We start from the raw sequence: 17,344 nt of genomic DNA on the forward strand, positions 1-17,344 counted from the left end.
TTTATGATGCAACATTTTTCACACCACATGTTTTTACAACAAAAATTATGGGCACTATTTCAAAAAAGATTTATAATAGGGCTTGTAAACATGGTTAATTCCATGTTCAAGAAGGAGGAAAATCGCTTGAGAAAATTATCATTGCTAATGCTCGTTACATTCCTTTTTGCTTTTCCGCAATTAAGTTTCGCTGATGCGGCAGAAGGGGACGTGATCATTACACTCGGAGAAGATTTATCAGATGAACAAAAACAAGCATTGCTTGATGAGATGAAAGCTCCAGAAAACGCTCAAACCATTACAGTTTCAAATGAAGAAGAACATAAATATTTAGGAAAATACGTACCGAAAGCTCAAATCGGAACAAGAGCTCTCTCCTCTTCGACTATAACGATCGAGAAATCGGGTTCCGGTCTTGAAGTGGAGACAAATAAAATAACCTGGGTAACTGATGAGATGTATTTAAATGCGTTAATGACAGCTGGTGTCAAGGATGCTACTGTATACGTCACGGCGCCGTCTGAAGTTTCTGGCACTGCAGCTCTTACCGGCTTGATTAAAGCGTATGAGCTTTCATCTGATGAAGCCATCCCAGAAGATGTAAAACAAGTTGCAAATGAAGAGTTGGTTAAAACGGCTGAGCTTGGGGAAGAAATCGGCCAAGAAGATGCATCAGCTCTAATGGCAAAAATCAAAGAGGAAGTCGCCAAAAACGGCGTTCCTGAAAATGAAGAGGATCTTCGAACAATGATTGAAAATGCAGCAAATGATCTCGGGATTACTCTTACGGAAGAACAAATGAACAGCCTAATTGAATTATTTAATAAGATGAAAAACATTGACATTGATTGGAATCAGGTTGGCGACCAGTTGGATAAAGCAAGAGACCAGATTTCCAAGTATTTAGATAGTGAGGAAGGTCAAAACTTTTTACAGCAAGTAAAGGAATTCTTCATTGCTCTATGGAATGCGGTCGTTTCGTTCTTCTCTAATAGCGGAAACGAAACTGCTGAAGGACTTTAGGAAATTCATAAACTAAGCTAAAAAAGCTGGCTAATGCCAGCTTTTTTACTTGATTCAAGACAAATGGTTTGTTATTTATTTCATGCGCCTGGTTACTATTATGAATTAAAATTCATAGGCAGGCTTTTCAAGGCTCTTCCGCTTTTATTCAAGAGTTCATCACTTTCGATTTATATGGTAAGTCTAAGCGCACGATATCTTCCAATGTCTCTCTTTTAATGACAAGCCCAGCTTCTCCATTTTCTACAAATACAACTGCAGGTCTTGGAATACGGTTATAGTTGTTTGACATTGAATAGCCATAGGCACCTGTACAGAAAACTGCCAAAAGGTCTCCTGGCTGCGCTTCTGGAAGCGGGACATCCCATATTAACATATCCCCGCTTTCACAGCATTTTCCTGCAATTGACACTTTGTTTTCGTGCTTAACATTCATTTTGTTGGCAAGCGCTGCTTCATATTTCGCTTGATACAAGGAAGGTCTGATATTGTCACTCATCCCACCGTCTATTGCTAAATATTTACGAATATCAGGAATTTCTTTCTGTGAACCTACTGTATATAATGTCGTTCCTGCATCCCCTACTAATGAACGCCCAGGTTCAATCCATATTTCCGGCATATTCATGTTTAAGTCAGTGATCTTGTTTTTTACCGTTTCAATAATTTTTTCGACATATACATGCGGTTCTAGAGGTTCGTCCTCTTCTGTATATCGGATCCCAAATCCTCCACCCAAATTTATGACTTCAGGAACAAAAGAGAATTGACTTTTCCATTCCTTTAGTTTTTCAAAGATTTTATCTGCCGCCAATACAAAACCGGTTGTTTCAAAAATTTGCGATCCAATATGGCAATGAAAACCTAATAGTTCAAAAGAATTTAATTCTAATACCTGGTCAATCGCTTTTTCGACTTGCCCATTATGCAAATCAAATCCAAATTTAGAATCCTCTTGCCCAGTCGTAATGTAATCATGTGTATGCGCCTCAACTCCCGGGGTGACTCTTAAGAGAATTTTAGCCTTAGCCTCTAGCTCACGACAGATAGAGTTTAATAATTCAATTTCATAAAAATTATCAACCACAATACAGCCAATATTATGTTCAAGTGCCATTCTTAATTCTTCCTGGCTTTTATTATTACCATGAAAATGAATTCTTGAAGCTGGAAAACCCGCTGCAAGTGCTGTATATAACTCACCGCCTGAGACAACATCCAATGACAGCCCTTCTTCATGGGCCACTTGAATAATTGCCACTGATGAAAAGGCTTTACTTGCATAAGCAACCTGTGCTTTTACGTTTGCTTTGTCAAAAGCTGATTTAAACCCTCTTGCTCTATTGCGGATTAATTCGACATCATAGACGTATAACGGAGTCCCGTACTTATTTGCTAATTCGAGTGTATCAACACCACCTATTTCAAGATGGCCGTTTTGATTGATTTTGCTAGATCCATGTAAATACAATTAAATCCCTCTTTTCTATCTGCCGCTATACTAGATATGAGAAATCGAGGTTAGATCAGATGTTATTGGTTACCATCTTTTCCCCATATCTAAAATGTTAGAAGCTTGATTTTATGTAAAGGCTCAGGTTCTAAGAGACCTTTTATAATATACCGAAAACTGAAAAAAGGACACAGCTAAAATTCCATTTGCCTTTAGTCCTTCCCTAATTTCCCACTCCAGTGAATACCTTAACTATCAATGTAGACTTTGTTTCAAGATTACCTCAGGTCAAGCGCCTAACTCTATCAGCCAATCCTCCTAAAAACGGTGCCTCCTTAATAACAGGCACTTCCGTTCTTCTTTTCAGAAACAAACTTTATGAAAAAACAGTCTAAGTAAAAAGACAGTTAACAACCTGAAGTTATCAACTGTCTGCTTCTTTAATCCTTCACATGGTTAAAAATACAATATCACAATTTTATCACAGATTCAATTCCCTTATGAGCCAGTTCCTTTTGGCTGTCTTCTTATATTTTGCGGGTGGACAATACTAGGCCGGACATTTGCCCCAGGTACTGATGTTCTTATTAGTACATGCCAAAACGCTTTGGCATTAAAGGGAAGGAATGGCCATAAATATGGTGTATTGAGTGAACGGATACTCGCCAAAAATAGAAGATATAATGTTATCCCAATGACAAACCCTTCAGCTTTAAATATGGTAACGGCTACCATTAACAATAAGCGCATGATTTTATTTGCTAAGCTTAATTCATAACTCGGTGTTGTATAACCACCGATGGCAGCGAGTGAAACATAAAGGATTACTTCAGGTACAAATAAACCAACATCTATTGCGATTTGACCTATCAATACGGCAGCAATCAAGCCCATGGCTGTAGATAAAGCAGTTGGGGTATGGATGGCTGCCATCCTAAGAAACTCAACTCCAAAATCAGCTAAGTAAATTTGTACTGCGATTGGAATATTGGTTTGCTCGTTCGGGCCAATAAAAGCAATTTGTTTTGGTAATAGAGAAGGTTCCAATACAAACAAAAGCCATAACGGTGCTATGAAAGTAGAAGACAAAATTCCAAGAAACCTTACCCACCTTAGAAATGTTCCTACTGCTGGAGCTTGCCGGTATTCTTCAGCGTGTTGCACATGATGAAATAATGTAGTTGGTGTAATGATTACACTTGGTGAGGTATCTACAATTATAATGACATGTCCTTCAAGAAGATGATTTGCAGCTACATCTGCCCTTTCTGTATACCGAACCAAAGGGTAAGGGTTAATTCCCTGTTTGACAAGAAATTCTTCTACTGACTTATCAGACATCGTTAACCCATCAATATCAATAGATTTTAACTCTTTTTTTACTACATCAATAAGATCCGGATCAGCAACATCTTCAATGTATGCTATACAAATATCAGTTTTTGATCTTTCGCCAACCTTCATCATTTTGTAACGAAGCCGTTCATCTCTTATTCGTCTTCTGATAAGGGCTGTATTCACAATAATATTTTCAACAAATCCATCCCGTGCACCACGGACGACCTTCTCTGTATCAGGCTCTTCTGGTGAACGGCCTGGATAGCTGCGGACATCTACGATGAAGGCAAAGTCACAGCCATCTATTATGATCGCTATTAACCCTGATAAAACTTGATCTACAGCTTCATCAATTGTTGAAACCTTTTCTACCTGCTGATTGACGATGCGGTTTTCAACAATCTGTTTGATTTTGGTTTCATCTTTTTCATTGTCATTGATCGTTATTAATTGCTTCAAAACATGAATCACATATTGTGTATCACAAAGACCATTTACAAAGTAAAGATGAATTTCTTTGCCGAAAACATGAAATTTCCGTACTCCTAAATCAAAGCTTGTCCCCAACCCTACATTCTGTTTGAAAAACTTTTCATTTTCAGTGACTTTTGAAAAAATCGGTGTTTTTGACTTTTCTTTACTCAACGTATCCACTCCTTTCCAAGACGAGATTGACTGCTTTCATCGTTATCGGTGCTCCATACAGAACACTGTCCATTCTTGCCATTTTGCCAATATCTCCTATACCAACAATAATTGGAACGTTCAATTCATCTAAACAATAAACAGTGTCACCGCTCATTCTGCCTACTTCAAATTCTTTTATCCCGTTTTTATCTACCCCATACTCAGTAAGCTCACCATAGCGATCAATACTAATATCAACTCTAGTCCATTCGGTTTGATGGGTTTTTGATGCAACTGCAATAATGCCTAAGACGATTATATTTGGATGAGTTGCTACATATTTGAGAGCTTTTTCACCCATGCCTTCCCCTAATAAACCACAATCATCAAACATGACAAAAACTGGATCATATGGAGTTTCCAAAATGAGTTCGACCATTTCTTCACCAGACAGGGTAGTGGGATTCCCTTGAGATCTCGAGATGCACCGGCCTCCAATTTGGGCTGCAACATATTCAATTGTTTTTACAGCATATACATCTCCATCCGTAACAAGAATGACCCGTCTGACTTCTTCCATGTTGATTATCCTTTCGGTTTAAAGACTAATGCCACTAAAAAGGCAAACAAAAGGGCAGCTGAGATTCCAGCGGAAGTTAACTCGAACATCCCAATTCCGATTCCCAAAAATCCGTGCTTATCTGCCTGATGCATTGCACCATGAAGTAAATTATGCCCAAAGCTGGTTATTGGAACGGTAGCACCAGCCCCTGCAAATTTAACAAAGTTGTCATATAAATCGAATCCATCCAAAATAGCGCCTATTACAACAAATGAACTCATAACGTGAGCAGGAGTCAATTTAAAGTAATCAAGCAATATCTGCCCAACTACACAAATAGCTCCTCCGACTGCAAACGCAATTAAGTATTCTATCATTATTGATTCACACTCCCTGCTGCTCTTTCAAACACAACTCCATGGGCAATTGTTGGGATCGTTTCTTTTTGTTGAATCATAGTTGGACTCAGCAACGCACCAGTTGCTACAACAAAAACTTTTTGAATATTTCCTTTTCGAAGCTCATCAAATATATGGCTGTATGTGACGACTGCTGAACATGCACAGCCACTCCCGCCAGCAAATACATTCTGATCTGGCCGATATATTAAAAGACCGCAATCATTATGATTTTCGTGAACATCGATCCCTTCTTCCTTAAGCAAGTCCTTTAAAATTGGACTTCCTACGCCTGATAAATCTCCTGTTAAAATTAGATCGTATTCATCGGCAGATACCTGCAGATCTTCTAAATGTTTTTGGATGGTATCTGCAGCAGCAGGCGCCATGGCAGAACCCATATCAAATGGATCTTTAATGCCAAGATCCATAACTCGCCCAATTGAAGCAGACGTTATTCTTATATCTGTTGGCTCCTTACTTACAATGACGGCTCCCGCCCCAGAAACTGTCGAAGTGGCTGTATCAGGCTTTTGTCCGCCGTATTCAGTAGGATATCTAAACTGTCTTTCTGCTGTTGCATTATGGCTGCTTGTAGCCGCCATAATTCGATTTGCAAATCCGCCGTCTACTAAGGCAGCCCCGACAGCAAGCGTCTCCATTGATGTCGAGCATGCACCAAACATACAAAGAAAGGGAGTCATGATATGTCTCGCCACATAGTTTGCTGTTACATTTTGGTTTAAAAGGTCTCCTGCCAAAAAGAAATCAATATCGTCAATTTTTAGGTTCCCTTTATTAAGACTTTGATCCACTGCTTGCTGCATAAGTCTTCGTTCAGCTAGTTCCCAGTTGTCTTCATTGCAGTGCAGCTCGTCATATGTAACATCAAATCCCGTGCCGAGCGGCCCGTCTTTCTCCTTTGGACCAACTGCTGTTCCGCTTGATTGCACATATATTCCATTATCAAACTTCCATGTTTGCTTTCCAACCAATTTCATTTCAATCACTCCTTCTTATGACGGGAATACACTGTTAAAGAAAAACCTAATCATCCCAACTATATAAGCTGCGACAACCCCAAAAACGATTACACTCCCAGCAAGTTTGAACATATTAGTTGCTACCCCAAGAACTAATCCTTCGCTTCGATGTTCAAGAGCGGCGCTTGTCATTGAGTTAGCAAAACCTGTTACAGGGACAGCAGACCCTGCTCCTGCAAATTGGCCGATTCGATCATATATGCCAAAGCCAGTTAAAAGCGCTGAAATTAAAATCAGTGTTGCTACTGTTGGATTTCCAGCTGTTTTCTCATCAAAATTAAAACAATACATATAAAAGTTTTGAATCCCTTGCCCGATTGTACAAATGATTCCACCAACGACAAATGCCTTTAAACAATTGAGAAAATAGGGGACTTTCGGCTGATAATCCTTTATTTTATTTGAATAATTTTCTTTCAACTTTTCCATTTCTTTTATCACTCCTTATTGTTAGAGATCTACAAAATAGATCCAATGAAACAATGAACCAAAAACCTTCCCAAAAACGAATGCCATTAACAGGATGACGATCTTATCAGCTATCCCTATTCTTTTTGCAAGAATAGGAAATACATTTAAAACTTCTGTTAAGGCTGCAGCTAACATTCCAAAAAAAATTCCATCCAGCAGTCCGATTGGGATTAAGAAAAGTTGTGATAGATTGAGAATCGTATTTCTAAGGCTGGCCCATCCCCCTGACACGGCTCCCAAAATAACACCCAATTCGTATAAATGGATTGCACCTGTTGTTTTGGTAAGTTGAGTGAGCCTTGGGATAATGCCCAATACGGTCAGAAAGGCTACAAACCCTGAACCTACTGCAATTCCTCCTGCAAATCCAATAAATAGGACGAGTATGATGTTAATGATCATCAAGTTTTTTCATGCTTTCCTTGTTTTCATTCATGGCAACATATTGATCCAAATCAAGCTGATAATTAAACATTTCTACTTCCATTGGACTAGGTTCTTCATTAATTCTTTTCTTAAACAAGTGATTAAAGAACAAAATCATCCCCAGACCAAGACCTATTGAGTATGGAATTTGCAGCAGTAAAGGCTTTTCTGAGCTGTGACCAGTAATAATTTTGTAAACCCTTTGATGAACAGCTTGCATGCTAACATCTTCATGGAAGTTCATAATCGCAAGTGCTGCCCCTACAAACAATAGCAACCAAACCAGAATCAGCATAACCGGTGAGAAGTTGTATTTTTTATACATAATTTCGACGATCGTCTGTGATGAACCGACTGTTTGAACATCAATTTCTGGATCGTAATGATGAATCTCTGCAAGCATCTGCATTACATCGATAATGACAATATTTTTATCACTCATGTTGACTCTATGAACGACAAGCTCCTTTATTGGATTAATCAATTCCTGATTCCCTACTACCTGAGCAAGCTTTTCAATCGTAATAATTTCATTTGGAAGGACTTGAAGACGGTGTCTCGGTCTGATATAGATTATTTTTTCCATCACAATCACTTCCTGGTTTCATAATAAAGTGAGACTTCCATCCGTCTTGAAGAGAAGCTTATCTATGGATGGTAAAAAACTTAGGTAAAGCACTTTCAATAGGACTTTTTGCAGAGCAGAAATTTCTCTTGTATATGTTAGTATGACTTCAAGGAATTTTAATCATTCAGCTTGACAATAAGTCTAAAATTTACCAATAAAAAAGACCTATCTAACTTTTGGTTAGATGGGCCTCTTTTATAAACTCCTTTTACCTATTCATTCATTTGTTCTTTAATTTGCAAGAGTATTTTTTTCTCTAAGCGAGAAACCTGGACTTGTGAGATCCCAAGCCTTTCTGCCACTTCAGATTGTGTCTGATCCTTGTAATATCTTAGGTAAACAATTAACTTTTCCCGTTCCTCCAGATCTCGTATGGCTTCTTTTAAAACAATTTTGTCGAACCATTTTGATTCTGAGTGATCGGCAATTTGATCAAGTAATGTAATAGGGTCTCCATCGTTTTCAAAAACTGTTTCATGGATGGATGATGGGGCCCTGACAGCCTCTTGAGCAAGAACTACGTCTTCAGGTGAAATTTCCAAGTAATCTGCAATTTCAGTGACAGTAGGCACCTTACCAAGCCTTTTTGATAACTCGTCTTTTGCACGGCGAATTTTATTTCCAAGTTCTTTAAGTGAACGACTTACTTTAACAGTGCCATCATCTCTGATAAATCTCTGAATTTCACCGATAATCATTGGAACTGCATACGTTGAAAACTTTACATCATAAGATAAATCGAATTTATCAACTGATTTTAAGAGACCGATACATCCGATTTGAAACAAGTCGTCAGGTTCATACCCCCTGTTTAGGAAGCGTTGGACCACTGACCAGACGAGCCTCATATTTCGTTCAACAATCAAATCTCTTGCTTGCTGTTCACCTTGCTGACTTCGCATAATGAGATCTTTCACTTCATGGTCTTTTAACTGCTTTTTTTCGTTCTTGATCTCAACATCCATAGCAGATCTCCCTTAATTACATAAAGCTTTACTTTTAGTTAAGTGCTTAGTTAATTTAACACTAGTTCCTGTTTCATGAGAAGACTCAATAGAGACCTCATCCATGAAATTTTCCATAATTGTAAATCCCATTCCTGAACGCTCTAATTCAGGCTTTGTAGTGTATAAAGGCTGACGGGCCTCATCAATATCTTGGATTCCTGCCCCTTTGTCCTTTATTGTCATATGAACGATCCCATCATCAAGAATGACAGAAATATATACAATGCCATTTGGATCGTTGTCATAACCATGGATAATTGCATTCGTAACTGCTTCTGAGACAACGGTTTTAATTTCGGTTAATTCATCCATTGTCGGATCAAGTTGAGCGATAAAAGCAGCAACTGTGACCCTTGCAAAAGATTCATTCTGGCTTAAAGAAGAAAACTGAAGGTTCATCTCGTTTTTCACGATGCCACCCCCAATGTTTCCAACGCCTTTTTCTCTGTTTTCTCTAAACGGATGATTTTAAATAAACCCGACATATCAAATAACCGCTTAACAGCAGGGGAAATTGAACATACAACCATTTCGCCGCCCATCTGTTTGATCTGTTTATATCTGCCTAAAATGACTCCTAAACCTGAGCTATCCATAAATGATAATTGTTCTAGGTTCAAAACAATATGTTGAATGCGATTTTCCTCTAAAGTCTTTGTGACTTTTTCTCGTAATTCCTCAGCAGCATGGTGATCCAATTCTCCAGACAACCGAATACATAGCACAGATTTCTTCACATTGAGTTCTACCGCTAGACTCATCCATCTTCCTCCTTCAATTGTGGATAGAGAGTCATTTCGATATACACCTGAAGAACTCCTTCATGAATGACAAAACTAGTGTTCCTTCGTCAGAATTAGCCAGCTTTTGTAAAGTCTGCGAATACTCGTTTGAATAAGCTCCACCAGTTTGCTGAAGCAACATCTTTCTCTGTAACAAGCGGACTCTCAACAACAACTTTATTGTCCTTTTTCAATATCAGCTTCCCAATTTCGTCCCCTTGCTTAAGAGGCGCAAGAAGATTTTGCTTCATAACCACCTCTTGTTTGATATTTTTAATATCTTCACCCTTTTTCGTTAAAATTGAAATCGGTTCAGAAGTGACAAGATTAATTTCTTTTTCTCTTCCCTTACTGATTTTCATTTTGCTTACGACTTCATTTCGCTTGAAAAGAGGGTGTGTTTCATATTGACTAAATGCATAATCAAGCATTTTACTGATTTGTGCATTTCGGTCTTTCGGTGTGGAAGCACCGAATACAACGGCAATTACACGCATATTTCCCTTTTTGGCAGTTGCAGTTAAGCAATATTTTGCTTCATTAGTAAACCCAGTTTTAACTCCGTCAACTCCTGGGTAAAACTTTACTAGACGATTCGTATTTACGAGCCAGAATTTCTTATCTGAATCTTCTCTTAGATAATCCTCATATGTTCCTGTGAACTTAGTGATTCCTTCATATTTTAAAAGCTCCTTGGACATGATCGACATATCATGGGCTGTACTGACATGATCTTTTTCAGGTAAACCAGTCGGATTTTGAAACCTCGTATTTTTTAATCCTAGTTCCTTCGCTTTTTCATTCATCCTATTAACAAAGTCTTCTTCAGAACCTGCAATGTGTTCAGCCATCGCCATAGAAGCATCATTTCCTGAAGCAATAGCAATTCCTTTTAACATTTCCTCAACAGTCATTTCCTCTCCAACCTCTAAGAAGATTTGAGAGCCGCCCATTGAAGCAGCATATTCACTTGTTCTTACCTTTTCATCCATTTTAATTTGACCTTTATCAAGCGCTTCCATAATAAGTAGCATTGTCATGATTTTTGTCATACTTGCAGGGGGAAGTTTTTCATTACTGTTTTTCTCATACAAAATCTTTCCTGTATCACGTTCGATTAGAATCGCTGATTTAGCGTTATCTGCAAGCTGCGTTGTTCTCTCCTTAGCGAATACAGATGGTGTAATTGTTATTAACATAATTAATGCTGTTAATCCTGTCAGAATACGTTTCATGTCCATACCCTCCCAAACTTTATACATTCCATTTTTTCCAATGAAAGGTAGAATATACGCAAATGCTTGTAAATATTTGTGAAAAAGGGTTGATTTCTGACCTTTTCACGTTTTCCTATCCATGTGTTTTGTTCCTTTTTGTATTCGTTGTAATCATATTTTTTCAAATTACCATTCGGAACGAAATTTTCTCTATATTAAAAATAATTGGAAAAATTTAATTAATGGAACTTTATGCTAATATAAACATGGAAAGAAATATCGCAGGAAGGTATTTAAATATAGATGGGGACTTTACTCACTCACTAGAGAGGACTGTAATGCTTAAAAATAATTTTGTATTTGAAAATCTTGTCTGCTTAATTTTATTTACATCTATTGTAATAGTCCTCCAAATTCATCACGTTTACTTATTGATCATTTGGAGTTTATTTTCTGCTTTTTGTTTAATGACTTTTTCTATGAACAGAAAATTATTTATAGTTACTACGTTCTTTTTTGGTATTGGATATTATTTATATTTAACAATTGGCACATCAAGCATTATTCAACGAATGGAAATGAAGGCGATTCTCGATAGAATTCTGCTTGTTTTTATTTTAATTCCACTGTTAATTATCCCTTTTATCCGAAGGACTCCTTTTATTCTTTATTGGCATAAACCCGACTGGAATAATACCATATATTTTCCTGGGATATGGTCGGGCTTTCATCAAATTAAAATAAAATATTTCCTGTTCATTGCTATAACGATTAACTTTCTTGGACTGTTGCCGTTTTACACTGAAAATAATCTCTCCACTATTGGAAATATTATTTTAATTGCAGTATTGTTTTCGATTATAAATGCAGTATTGGAAGAGTTGATTTGGAGGGGCTTTTTATTAAGTCAGTTTTCTGAGTTTTTAGGGGACAAATGGGCAGTCACTGTTACAAGTTTAGGGTTCGGCTTCCAGCATTATTCACTTGGGTTTTCTTGGCCCACCTGTTTATTTTTTTCGATAGGTGGTTTTTTTTACGGGGGCTTAACCATTAAATCTAAAAGTATAATACCCGCGATAATATGGCATTTCGTGCTAAATATCCTCATGGTATTGAGTGGGATAATCACTTTTGATTGAAGGAAAACCTACCAATAACATGCACTTTAAAAAAACGCTTGGAAGACTTTAATCAAGCGTTTTGTGATGTTATTAAATATGAATAACCTTTTTTCTGGCTAATAATTTCAATTCATTCATCCGTTATCTTTTTGTAATTGCGCTGTGTACAAGCGGAGGCGCTTTGACAGCTTTTTTACTTAGTTTAATGCTTTCATATAGCTTTTGTTTGACTTCTTCAACGTCACTTTGGTTTGCATAAATCGTTACAAGTGACTCCCCTTTTTTCACTGAATCGCCAATCTTTTTATTCAGAAGTAAGCCTACGGCAAGATCAATGGATGATTCTTTTGTTGCTCGTCCTGCCCCCAGCCACATTGCTGCTGTACCAATAGCATCTGCTACAATTTCAGCTACGTAACCATCTTCCTTTGCATCTAATTCGAATGTATAAGCAGCCTGGGGGAGATTTTCCGGATGATCTACTACGGAGTCGTCCCCTCCCTGGGCTTTTAAAAATGTTTTTAGTTTTTCGACTGCCTGACCATTCTTTATTACATCTACAAGCAGCTGCCTTGCTTCTTCAAGTGAGCTCGCTTTTTCTGCTAAATAGACCATGTAGCTGCCTAATGTTAAGCATAGCTCTTCTAAATCCTTAGGACCTTGCCCGCGGAGTGTATCAATTGCTTCTTTTACCTCTAACGCATTTCCAATGGCGTACCCAAGAGGCTGGCTCATATCCGAAATAACGGCCATTGTTTTCCGATTCACATTGTTCCCTATGTTCACCATTGCCTGAGCAAGCTCTTTCGCATCATCAAGATTTTTCATAAAGGCACCTGCCCCTGTCTTAACATCTAAGACAATGCTATCCGCACCGGCGGCAATTTTTTTACTCATAATCGAGCTGGCAATAAGGGGTATGCTGTTGACGGTAGCTGTTACATCCCTTAGAGCGTAAAGTTTTTTATCAGCAGGGGTTAAATTTCCACTTTGACCTATAACCGCAATCTTGTTTTCATTCACTAATCGAATAAATTCTTCATTTTCTATTTCTACATGAAAGCCTGGAACAGCTTCCAGTTTATCAATCGTTCCACCGGTATGGCCAAGCCCTCTGCCCGACATTTTTGCTATCGGAACACCTACAGATGCAACAAGAGGTCCAAGCACCAAAGTCGTGGTATCTCCTACTCCTCCTGTGCTATGTTTGTCTACCTTAATACCTTGGATCTTACTTAGATCTATAGTATCCCCAGAGTTAACCATAGCCATTGTAAGCTCAGCACGCTCATTTTCGGTCATATCTTGAAAAAAAATTGCCATAGCAAGGGAGCTCATTTGGTAATCCGGAATTGTCTCTTCGGTATATCCTTTAATGACAAATTGAATTTCATCTTTTGTTAATTCTTTTCCGTCACGTTTTTTTTCAATAATATCAACCATTCTCATTGTACTCACCTTCTCAAACAGTTAATGTTAGTCTTGAATCTCACTATTAAGGGGAATAAACCCTGTCTCACTGAGGGAAGTTTCACTTTATTTGCTGAACAATTTCTTTTACAAGGTTTAAAAAGTTTGATTTCACTTTTTCAGTTGTCTCCATTACTTCATCATGAGATAGAGGCTGATCAAGAATGCCAGCTGCCATGTTTGAAATACAAGAAATCCCTAACACTCTCATATTAGAGTGTCTCGCAACAATTACTTCTGGGACAGTAGACATCCCTACTGCATCTGCTCCCATTGTCCTTAAATAGCGTATTTCTGCTGGTGTTTCATATGATGGCCCAGTATTAGCTACATAAACACCTTCTCTCACACGGATGTTCATTTTTTCTGCGGCTTTTTTTGCAAGTGCTCTGAGCTCTTTATCATAGGCTTGAGACATGTCAGGAAAACGGACACCAAGTTCTGAATCATTTGGCCCAATGAGAGGATTTGTCCCTAAATTATTAATATGATCTGTAATAATCATTAAGTCACCTGCATCGAAATTTTCGTTCACGCCGCCCGCAGCATTGGTCACGATCATCGTTTCAACTCCCATTTCCTTCATAACACGGACAGGTGATGTAACCTTTTGCAGGTCATATCCTTCATAAAAATGAAAACGACCTTGCATTGCCACAACGTTTACACCAAATAATGTACCGAAGACAAACTGACCGGCATGGCCCTCAACAGTTGAGACAGGAAAATTAGGGATTTCTTGATAAGAAACTTTGACCGCATCTTCAATTTCGTCTGCTAAAACCCCAAGGCCTGAGCCAAGAATTAACCCAATCTTCGGGCCGCGAGGATATTTCTTTTTTAAATATTGTGCAGCATCTACTATCTCTTGCTTTTTCATGTTTATTCCCCCTGTTTTATCTCTTTTAAAAAGCTTTTACCATACTTAGGCATTTGAACGGAAAAATTATCGGCGATCGTTGCGCCAATATCTGCAAAAGTATCCCTGATTGACAGAGGTTTTCCCTTTGAGATTTTTGGAGTATATGCTAATAATGGGACATATTCTCTTGTGTGATCAGTACCATGGTGAACCGGATCATTCCCATGATCAGCTGTTATCAATAACAAATCGTCTTCTCCCAATTTTTCAAAAACTTCAGGTAACCGCTCATCAAATTCTTCAAGTGCCTTTCCATAACCTTCAGGATCCCGTCTATGTCCAAAATGGGCATCGAAATCTACTAGATTTAAAAAGCTGATTCCAGTAAAATCTTGTTCTAACGTTTGAACAAGCCGATCCATCCCATCCATATTCGATTTAGTTCTTAATGCTTGTGTAATTCCTTCGCCATCATAGATATCTGAAATTTTCCCAATTGCAATGACATCATATTTTGCATCCTCTAATTCATTCATTACAGTCCGATCAAACGGCTTTAGAGCATAATCATGGCGATTTGATGTTCTTGTGTAATGACCTGGCTCACCTAAAAAAGGACGAGCGATGACACGGCCCACCATATATTTCTCATCTAATGTTAATTCTCGCGCAATTTCACAAATTTTATAAAGCTCATCAATTGGAACAATTTCTTCATGTGCAGCGATTTGCAATACTGAATCAGCAGAGGTATACACTATGAGGTCACCCGTTTCAATATGCTGCTTCCCAAGCTCATCCAAAATTTCTGTTCCAGATGCCGGCTTGTTTCCAATAATTTTCCGCCCTGTTTTTTCTTCCAGCTCATTTATTAACTCTGGAGGGAATCCATCTGGAAAAACTTTGAACGGTTTTTCAATAAAGAGCCCCATTATCTCCCAATGCCCTGTCATTGTATCCTTACCGCTCGAAGCTTCCTTCATCTTTGTGTAGAAAGCAAGAGGGCTTGCTTGCTTTTTTATTCCCTTTATTTCACGGATATTGCTTAAACCGAGTTTCTCCAAATTGGGCATATGAAGACCGTTCCGATGTTCAGCGATATGTCCTAGTGTATCAGCACCAACATCATTGAATCTTTCCGCATCTGGTGCTTCCCCAATTCCAACTGAATCCATCACAATTAAAAAAATGCGCTTATATGTATATTTGGACATTTTTCTGCCTCCTTTTCTACCCTACTAACCTTCCCATTTCGAAACCATCCCATAAAAAAGACAAATAAGTCAGAAGTCTGACATCTATAGTATAAACCGTTTTCAATCCTTATGACAACAACGGTACAAGTTGTTTAAAAACTCTGTTTATTTTCTTCTTCCTCTTGATCTTACTCATTAAACCAAAAAAGCTTTTTTTTAGTCAACAACGGTACCAGGTACCTGTGGTACCTGTACCGCCAAAATTGTGAGTACCGACATTTCGACAATTAATAAAGCAATCGTTGTCTGAGCCGATTGCTTCTAGTCTCACTTTTCGTCTCGCTCCTCAGGACCTGCCTTAAATCTTTAAAGTGATAGACTCTGTTACAGGGAGAAACAAAAAATCCACGAAAAACAGTTATTAAAGATCAGCAGTTAGGCACGGGGATGAAATTGTTTGTATACATCCTTTAACCTTGTTTTTGTCACATGGGTATAAATTTGAGTTGTGGAGATATCAGCATGTCCGAGCATTTCCTGGACCGCTCGCAAATCAGCACCATTTTCCAGCAGGTGTGTTGCAAACGAATGTCTCAACGTATGGGGTGTCAGTTCCTTTTGAATACCGGCTTCCAATGCAATTTTTTTAAGATTTTTCCAATAACCCTGTCTTGTCATTCGATTGCCGTGATGATTTAAAAACAAAGCATCAGTTGAATTCTTTACTTTTGCAAGCTTTCCCCTTGCTTGATTTAAGTAAACTTCAATCGCATTTTCAGCTGCTTGTCCGATTGGGACAATTCTTTCTTTATTCCCTTTTCCATAGCAGCGAATAAATCCCATCGAAAGGTGCACATCAGACAGATTCAGGGCGATCATTTCACTTACACGAATACCTGTTGCATATAAAAGTTCAAGCATCGCTTTATCACGGTATCCGTATGGGCTTGTTAAATTCGGTGTATCAAGCAGAATTTCTACTTCCTTCAAGGAGAGTACTTTTGGCAAAGTACGTTCAATTTGTGGAGATTCAATATGAACAGATGGATCTTGATCAACTGCTTTTTCACGCAATAAAAACTGATGAAAAGAGCGAATGGATGCTGTATGCCTTGCAATTGTTTTACTTGATTTTCCTTCATCTTTTAATGCCTTTAAAAATTGAATGATATGAATTCTTGTTATGCCGTTAAGTGAAGATAGTTGTTGATTTATTAAAAATTTTGTATAACTAGTTAAATCTCTTTCATATGAAACAATTGTGTTTCGGGAAAGACCTCTTTCTACTATTAAATAATGAATAAAATCTTGAATTTGATCCTTCAAGCTCCTCTACTCCCCATTAAAATAAAAGAACATCAGGCGCTCAGCCCAGCTCTTATCTTCTTCGTGTATCATATTCGTTACCTTTAATGCAGCTCCTTCAGGCTCATCATAACGATGATAATCCTGATACTCTAAGTTAATCCAAATGATAGCATAATAGAAAAGGATCGTAAATCCGGAAAAGAGGATAAATACCTTAAACATATCAACGAAAGTTTTCATTAATCTAGTCACGTATGTTCACCAAACCTTTTTATGTTTCTTGTTACCAACATATGCCCAAAAGGACAAACATTATACATGAAGAAAACAGAAATATTAAAATACTTTAGAAATTTTTTTGAGGTTTGGTAGTAGGGGTGTAGCAAGTACCAGCGGCAATCCACTAATTAAG

At 38.0% G+C, this 17,344-nt stretch carries 19 protein-coding genes; 2 read left to right on the forward strand and 17 right to left on the reverse strand.

Features of this window, described 5'->3' with window-relative positions:
• The first annotated feature begins 147 nt into the window (after positions 1–147).
• Positions 148–1,023: a DUF1002 domain-containing protein gene (locus tag IC621_RS00425; RefSeq protein ID WP_224752248.1), complete on the forward strand. Its 876-nt coding sequence runs from the start codon at positions 148–150 to the stop codon at positions 1,021–1,023.
• Between the two features lie 148 nt (positions 1,024–1,171).
• Here the strand turns inward: IC621_RS00425 and lysA are convergent, their stop codons facing one another.
• From lysA to IC621_RS00485, 12 genes are all read right to left on the reverse strand, one after another.
• A complete protein-coding gene (lysA, locus tag IC621_RS00430) occupies positions 1,172–2,494 on the reverse strand; it encodes a diaminopimelate decarboxylase (RefSeq protein WP_191154656.1) in 1,323 nt (440 codons plus the stop codon).
• Positions 2,495–2,974: 480 nt separating this feature from the next.
• Positions 2,975–4,459, reverse strand: a complete 1,485-nt coding sequence (locus IC621_RS00435) for a spore germination protein (RefSeq protein WP_191154658.1) — start codon at positions 4,457–4,459, stop codon at positions 2,975–2,977.
• Positions 4,452–5,021, reverse strand: coding sequence for a stage V sporulation protein AE (locus IC621_RS00440; protein WP_191154660.1), 570 nt, complete (start codon positions 5,019–5,021; stop codon positions 4,452–4,454). The genes IC621_RS00435 and IC621_RS00440 overlap by 8 nt, the downstream gene beginning before the upstream one ends.
• A 5-nt stretch (positions 5,022–5,026) precedes the next feature.
• Complete coding sequence (spoVAE, locus tag IC621_RS00445) at positions 5,027–5,377, reverse strand: stage V sporulation protein AE (protein ID WP_191155034.1); 351 nt, start codon at positions 5,375–5,377, stop codon at positions 5,027–5,029.
• A gap of 2 nt (positions 5,378–5,379) precedes the next feature.
• Positions 5,380–6,402 (reverse strand): stage V sporulation protein AD, encoded by a 1,023-nt coding sequence (gene spoVAD / locus IC621_RS00450; protein WP_191154662.1) that lies wholly within the window; start codon positions 6,400–6,402, stop codon positions 5,380–5,382.
• Positions 6,403–6,417: 15 nt separating this feature from the next.
• Complete coding sequence (gene spoVAC, locus IC621_RS00455) at positions 6,418–6,873, reverse strand: stage V sporulation protein AC (protein ID WP_191154664.1); 456 nt, start codon at positions 6,871–6,873, stop codon at positions 6,418–6,420.
• 21 nt (positions 6,874–6,894) lie between these two features.
• Positions 6,895–7,317 (reverse strand): stage V sporulation protein AB, encoded by a 423-nt coding sequence (locus IC621_RS00460; protein ID WP_191155036.1) that lies wholly within the window; start codon positions 7,315–7,317, stop codon positions 6,895–6,897.
• The gene (locus IC621_RS00465) at positions 7,307–7,927 is read right to left on the reverse strand and encodes a stage V sporulation protein AA (protein WP_224752229.1); all 621 of its coding nucleotides are present in this window, start codon (positions 7,925–7,927) and stop codon (positions 7,307–7,309) included. The genes IC621_RS00460 and IC621_RS00465 overlap by 11 nt, the downstream gene beginning before the upstream one ends.
• Positions 7,928–8,181: 254 nt before the next feature.
• Entirely contained in the window at positions 8,182–8,934 is a 753-nt protein-coding gene (sigF, locus tag IC621_RS00470) for an RNA polymerase sporulation sigma factor SigF (RefSeq protein ID WP_191154665.1), read from the reverse strand.
• Positions 8,935–8,946: 12 nt separating this feature from the next.
• Positions 8,947–9,387: an anti-sigma F factor gene (spoIIAB, locus tag IC621_RS00475; RefSeq protein WP_191154667.1), complete on the reverse strand. Its 441-nt coding sequence runs from the start codon at positions 9,385–9,387 to the stop codon at positions 8,947–8,949.
• The gene (gene spoIIAA / locus IC621_RS00480; protein WP_191154669.1) at positions 9,384–9,737 is read right to left on the reverse strand and encodes an anti-sigma F factor antagonist; all 354 of its coding nucleotides are present in this window, start codon (positions 9,735–9,737) and stop codon (positions 9,384–9,386) included. The genes spoIIAB and spoIIAA overlap by 4 nt, the downstream gene beginning before the upstream one ends.
• A gap of 95 nt (positions 9,738–9,832) precedes the next feature.
• Complete coding sequence (locus IC621_RS00485) at positions 9,833–10,993, reverse strand: D-alanyl-D-alanine carboxypeptidase family protein (protein WP_191154671.1); 1,161 nt, start codon at positions 10,991–10,993, stop codon at positions 9,833–9,835.
• Positions 10,994–11,313: 320 nt separating this feature from the next.
• Between IC621_RS00485 and IC621_RS00490 the strand changes: the two genes are divergently transcribed.
• Positions 11,314–12,114, forward strand: a complete 801-nt coding sequence (locus IC621_RS00490) for a CPBP family intramembrane glutamic endopeptidase (RefSeq protein WP_191154673.1) — start codon at positions 11,314–11,316, stop codon at positions 12,112–12,114.
• 123 nt (positions 12,115–12,237) lie between these two features.
• Here IC621_RS00490 and IC621_RS00495 read toward each other — a convergent pair whose 3' ends face one another.
• The 5 genes from IC621_RS00495 to IC621_RS00515 all read right to left on the reverse strand — a co-directional run bounded on the left by IC621_RS00495 (position 12,238) and on the right by IC621_RS00515 (position 17,184).
• Positions 12,238–13,545 (reverse strand): pyrimidine-nucleoside phosphorylase, encoded by a 1,308-nt coding sequence (locus IC621_RS00495; protein WP_191154675.1) that lies wholly within the window; start codon positions 13,543–13,545, stop codon positions 12,238–12,240.
• A gap of 82 nt (positions 13,546–13,627) precedes the next feature.
• Positions 13,628–14,446, reverse strand: a complete 819-nt coding sequence (locus IC621_RS00500; RefSeq protein WP_191154677.1) for a purine-nucleoside phosphorylase — start codon at positions 14,444–14,446, stop codon at positions 13,628–13,630.
• 2 nt (positions 14,447–14,448) lie between these two features.
• A complete protein-coding gene (deoB, locus tag IC621_RS00505) occupies positions 14,449–15,642 on the reverse strand; it encodes a phosphopentomutase (protein ID WP_191154679.1) in 1,194 nt (397 codons plus the stop codon).
• 417 nt (positions 15,643–16,059) lie between these two features.
• Positions 16,060–16,950, reverse strand: a complete 891-nt coding sequence (gene xerD, locus IC621_RS00510) for a site-specific tyrosine recombinase XerD (RefSeq protein ID WP_191154681.1) — start codon at positions 16,948–16,950, stop codon at positions 16,060–16,062.
• 6 nt (positions 16,951–16,956) lie between these two features.
• On the reverse strand, positions 16,957–17,184 hold the full coding sequence (locus IC621_RS00515) for a YqzK family protein (protein WP_318152988.1): 228 nt from the start codon (positions 17,182–17,184) through the stop codon (positions 16,957–16,959).
• Positions 17,185–17,344: the final 160 nt, after the last annotated feature.

Origin of the sequence: Metabacillus arenae (genome assembly GCF_014773385.1) — a bacterium.
Classification (GTDB): Bacteria; Bacillota; Bacilli; order Bacillales; family Bacillaceae; genus Metabacillus_D; species Metabacillus_D arenae.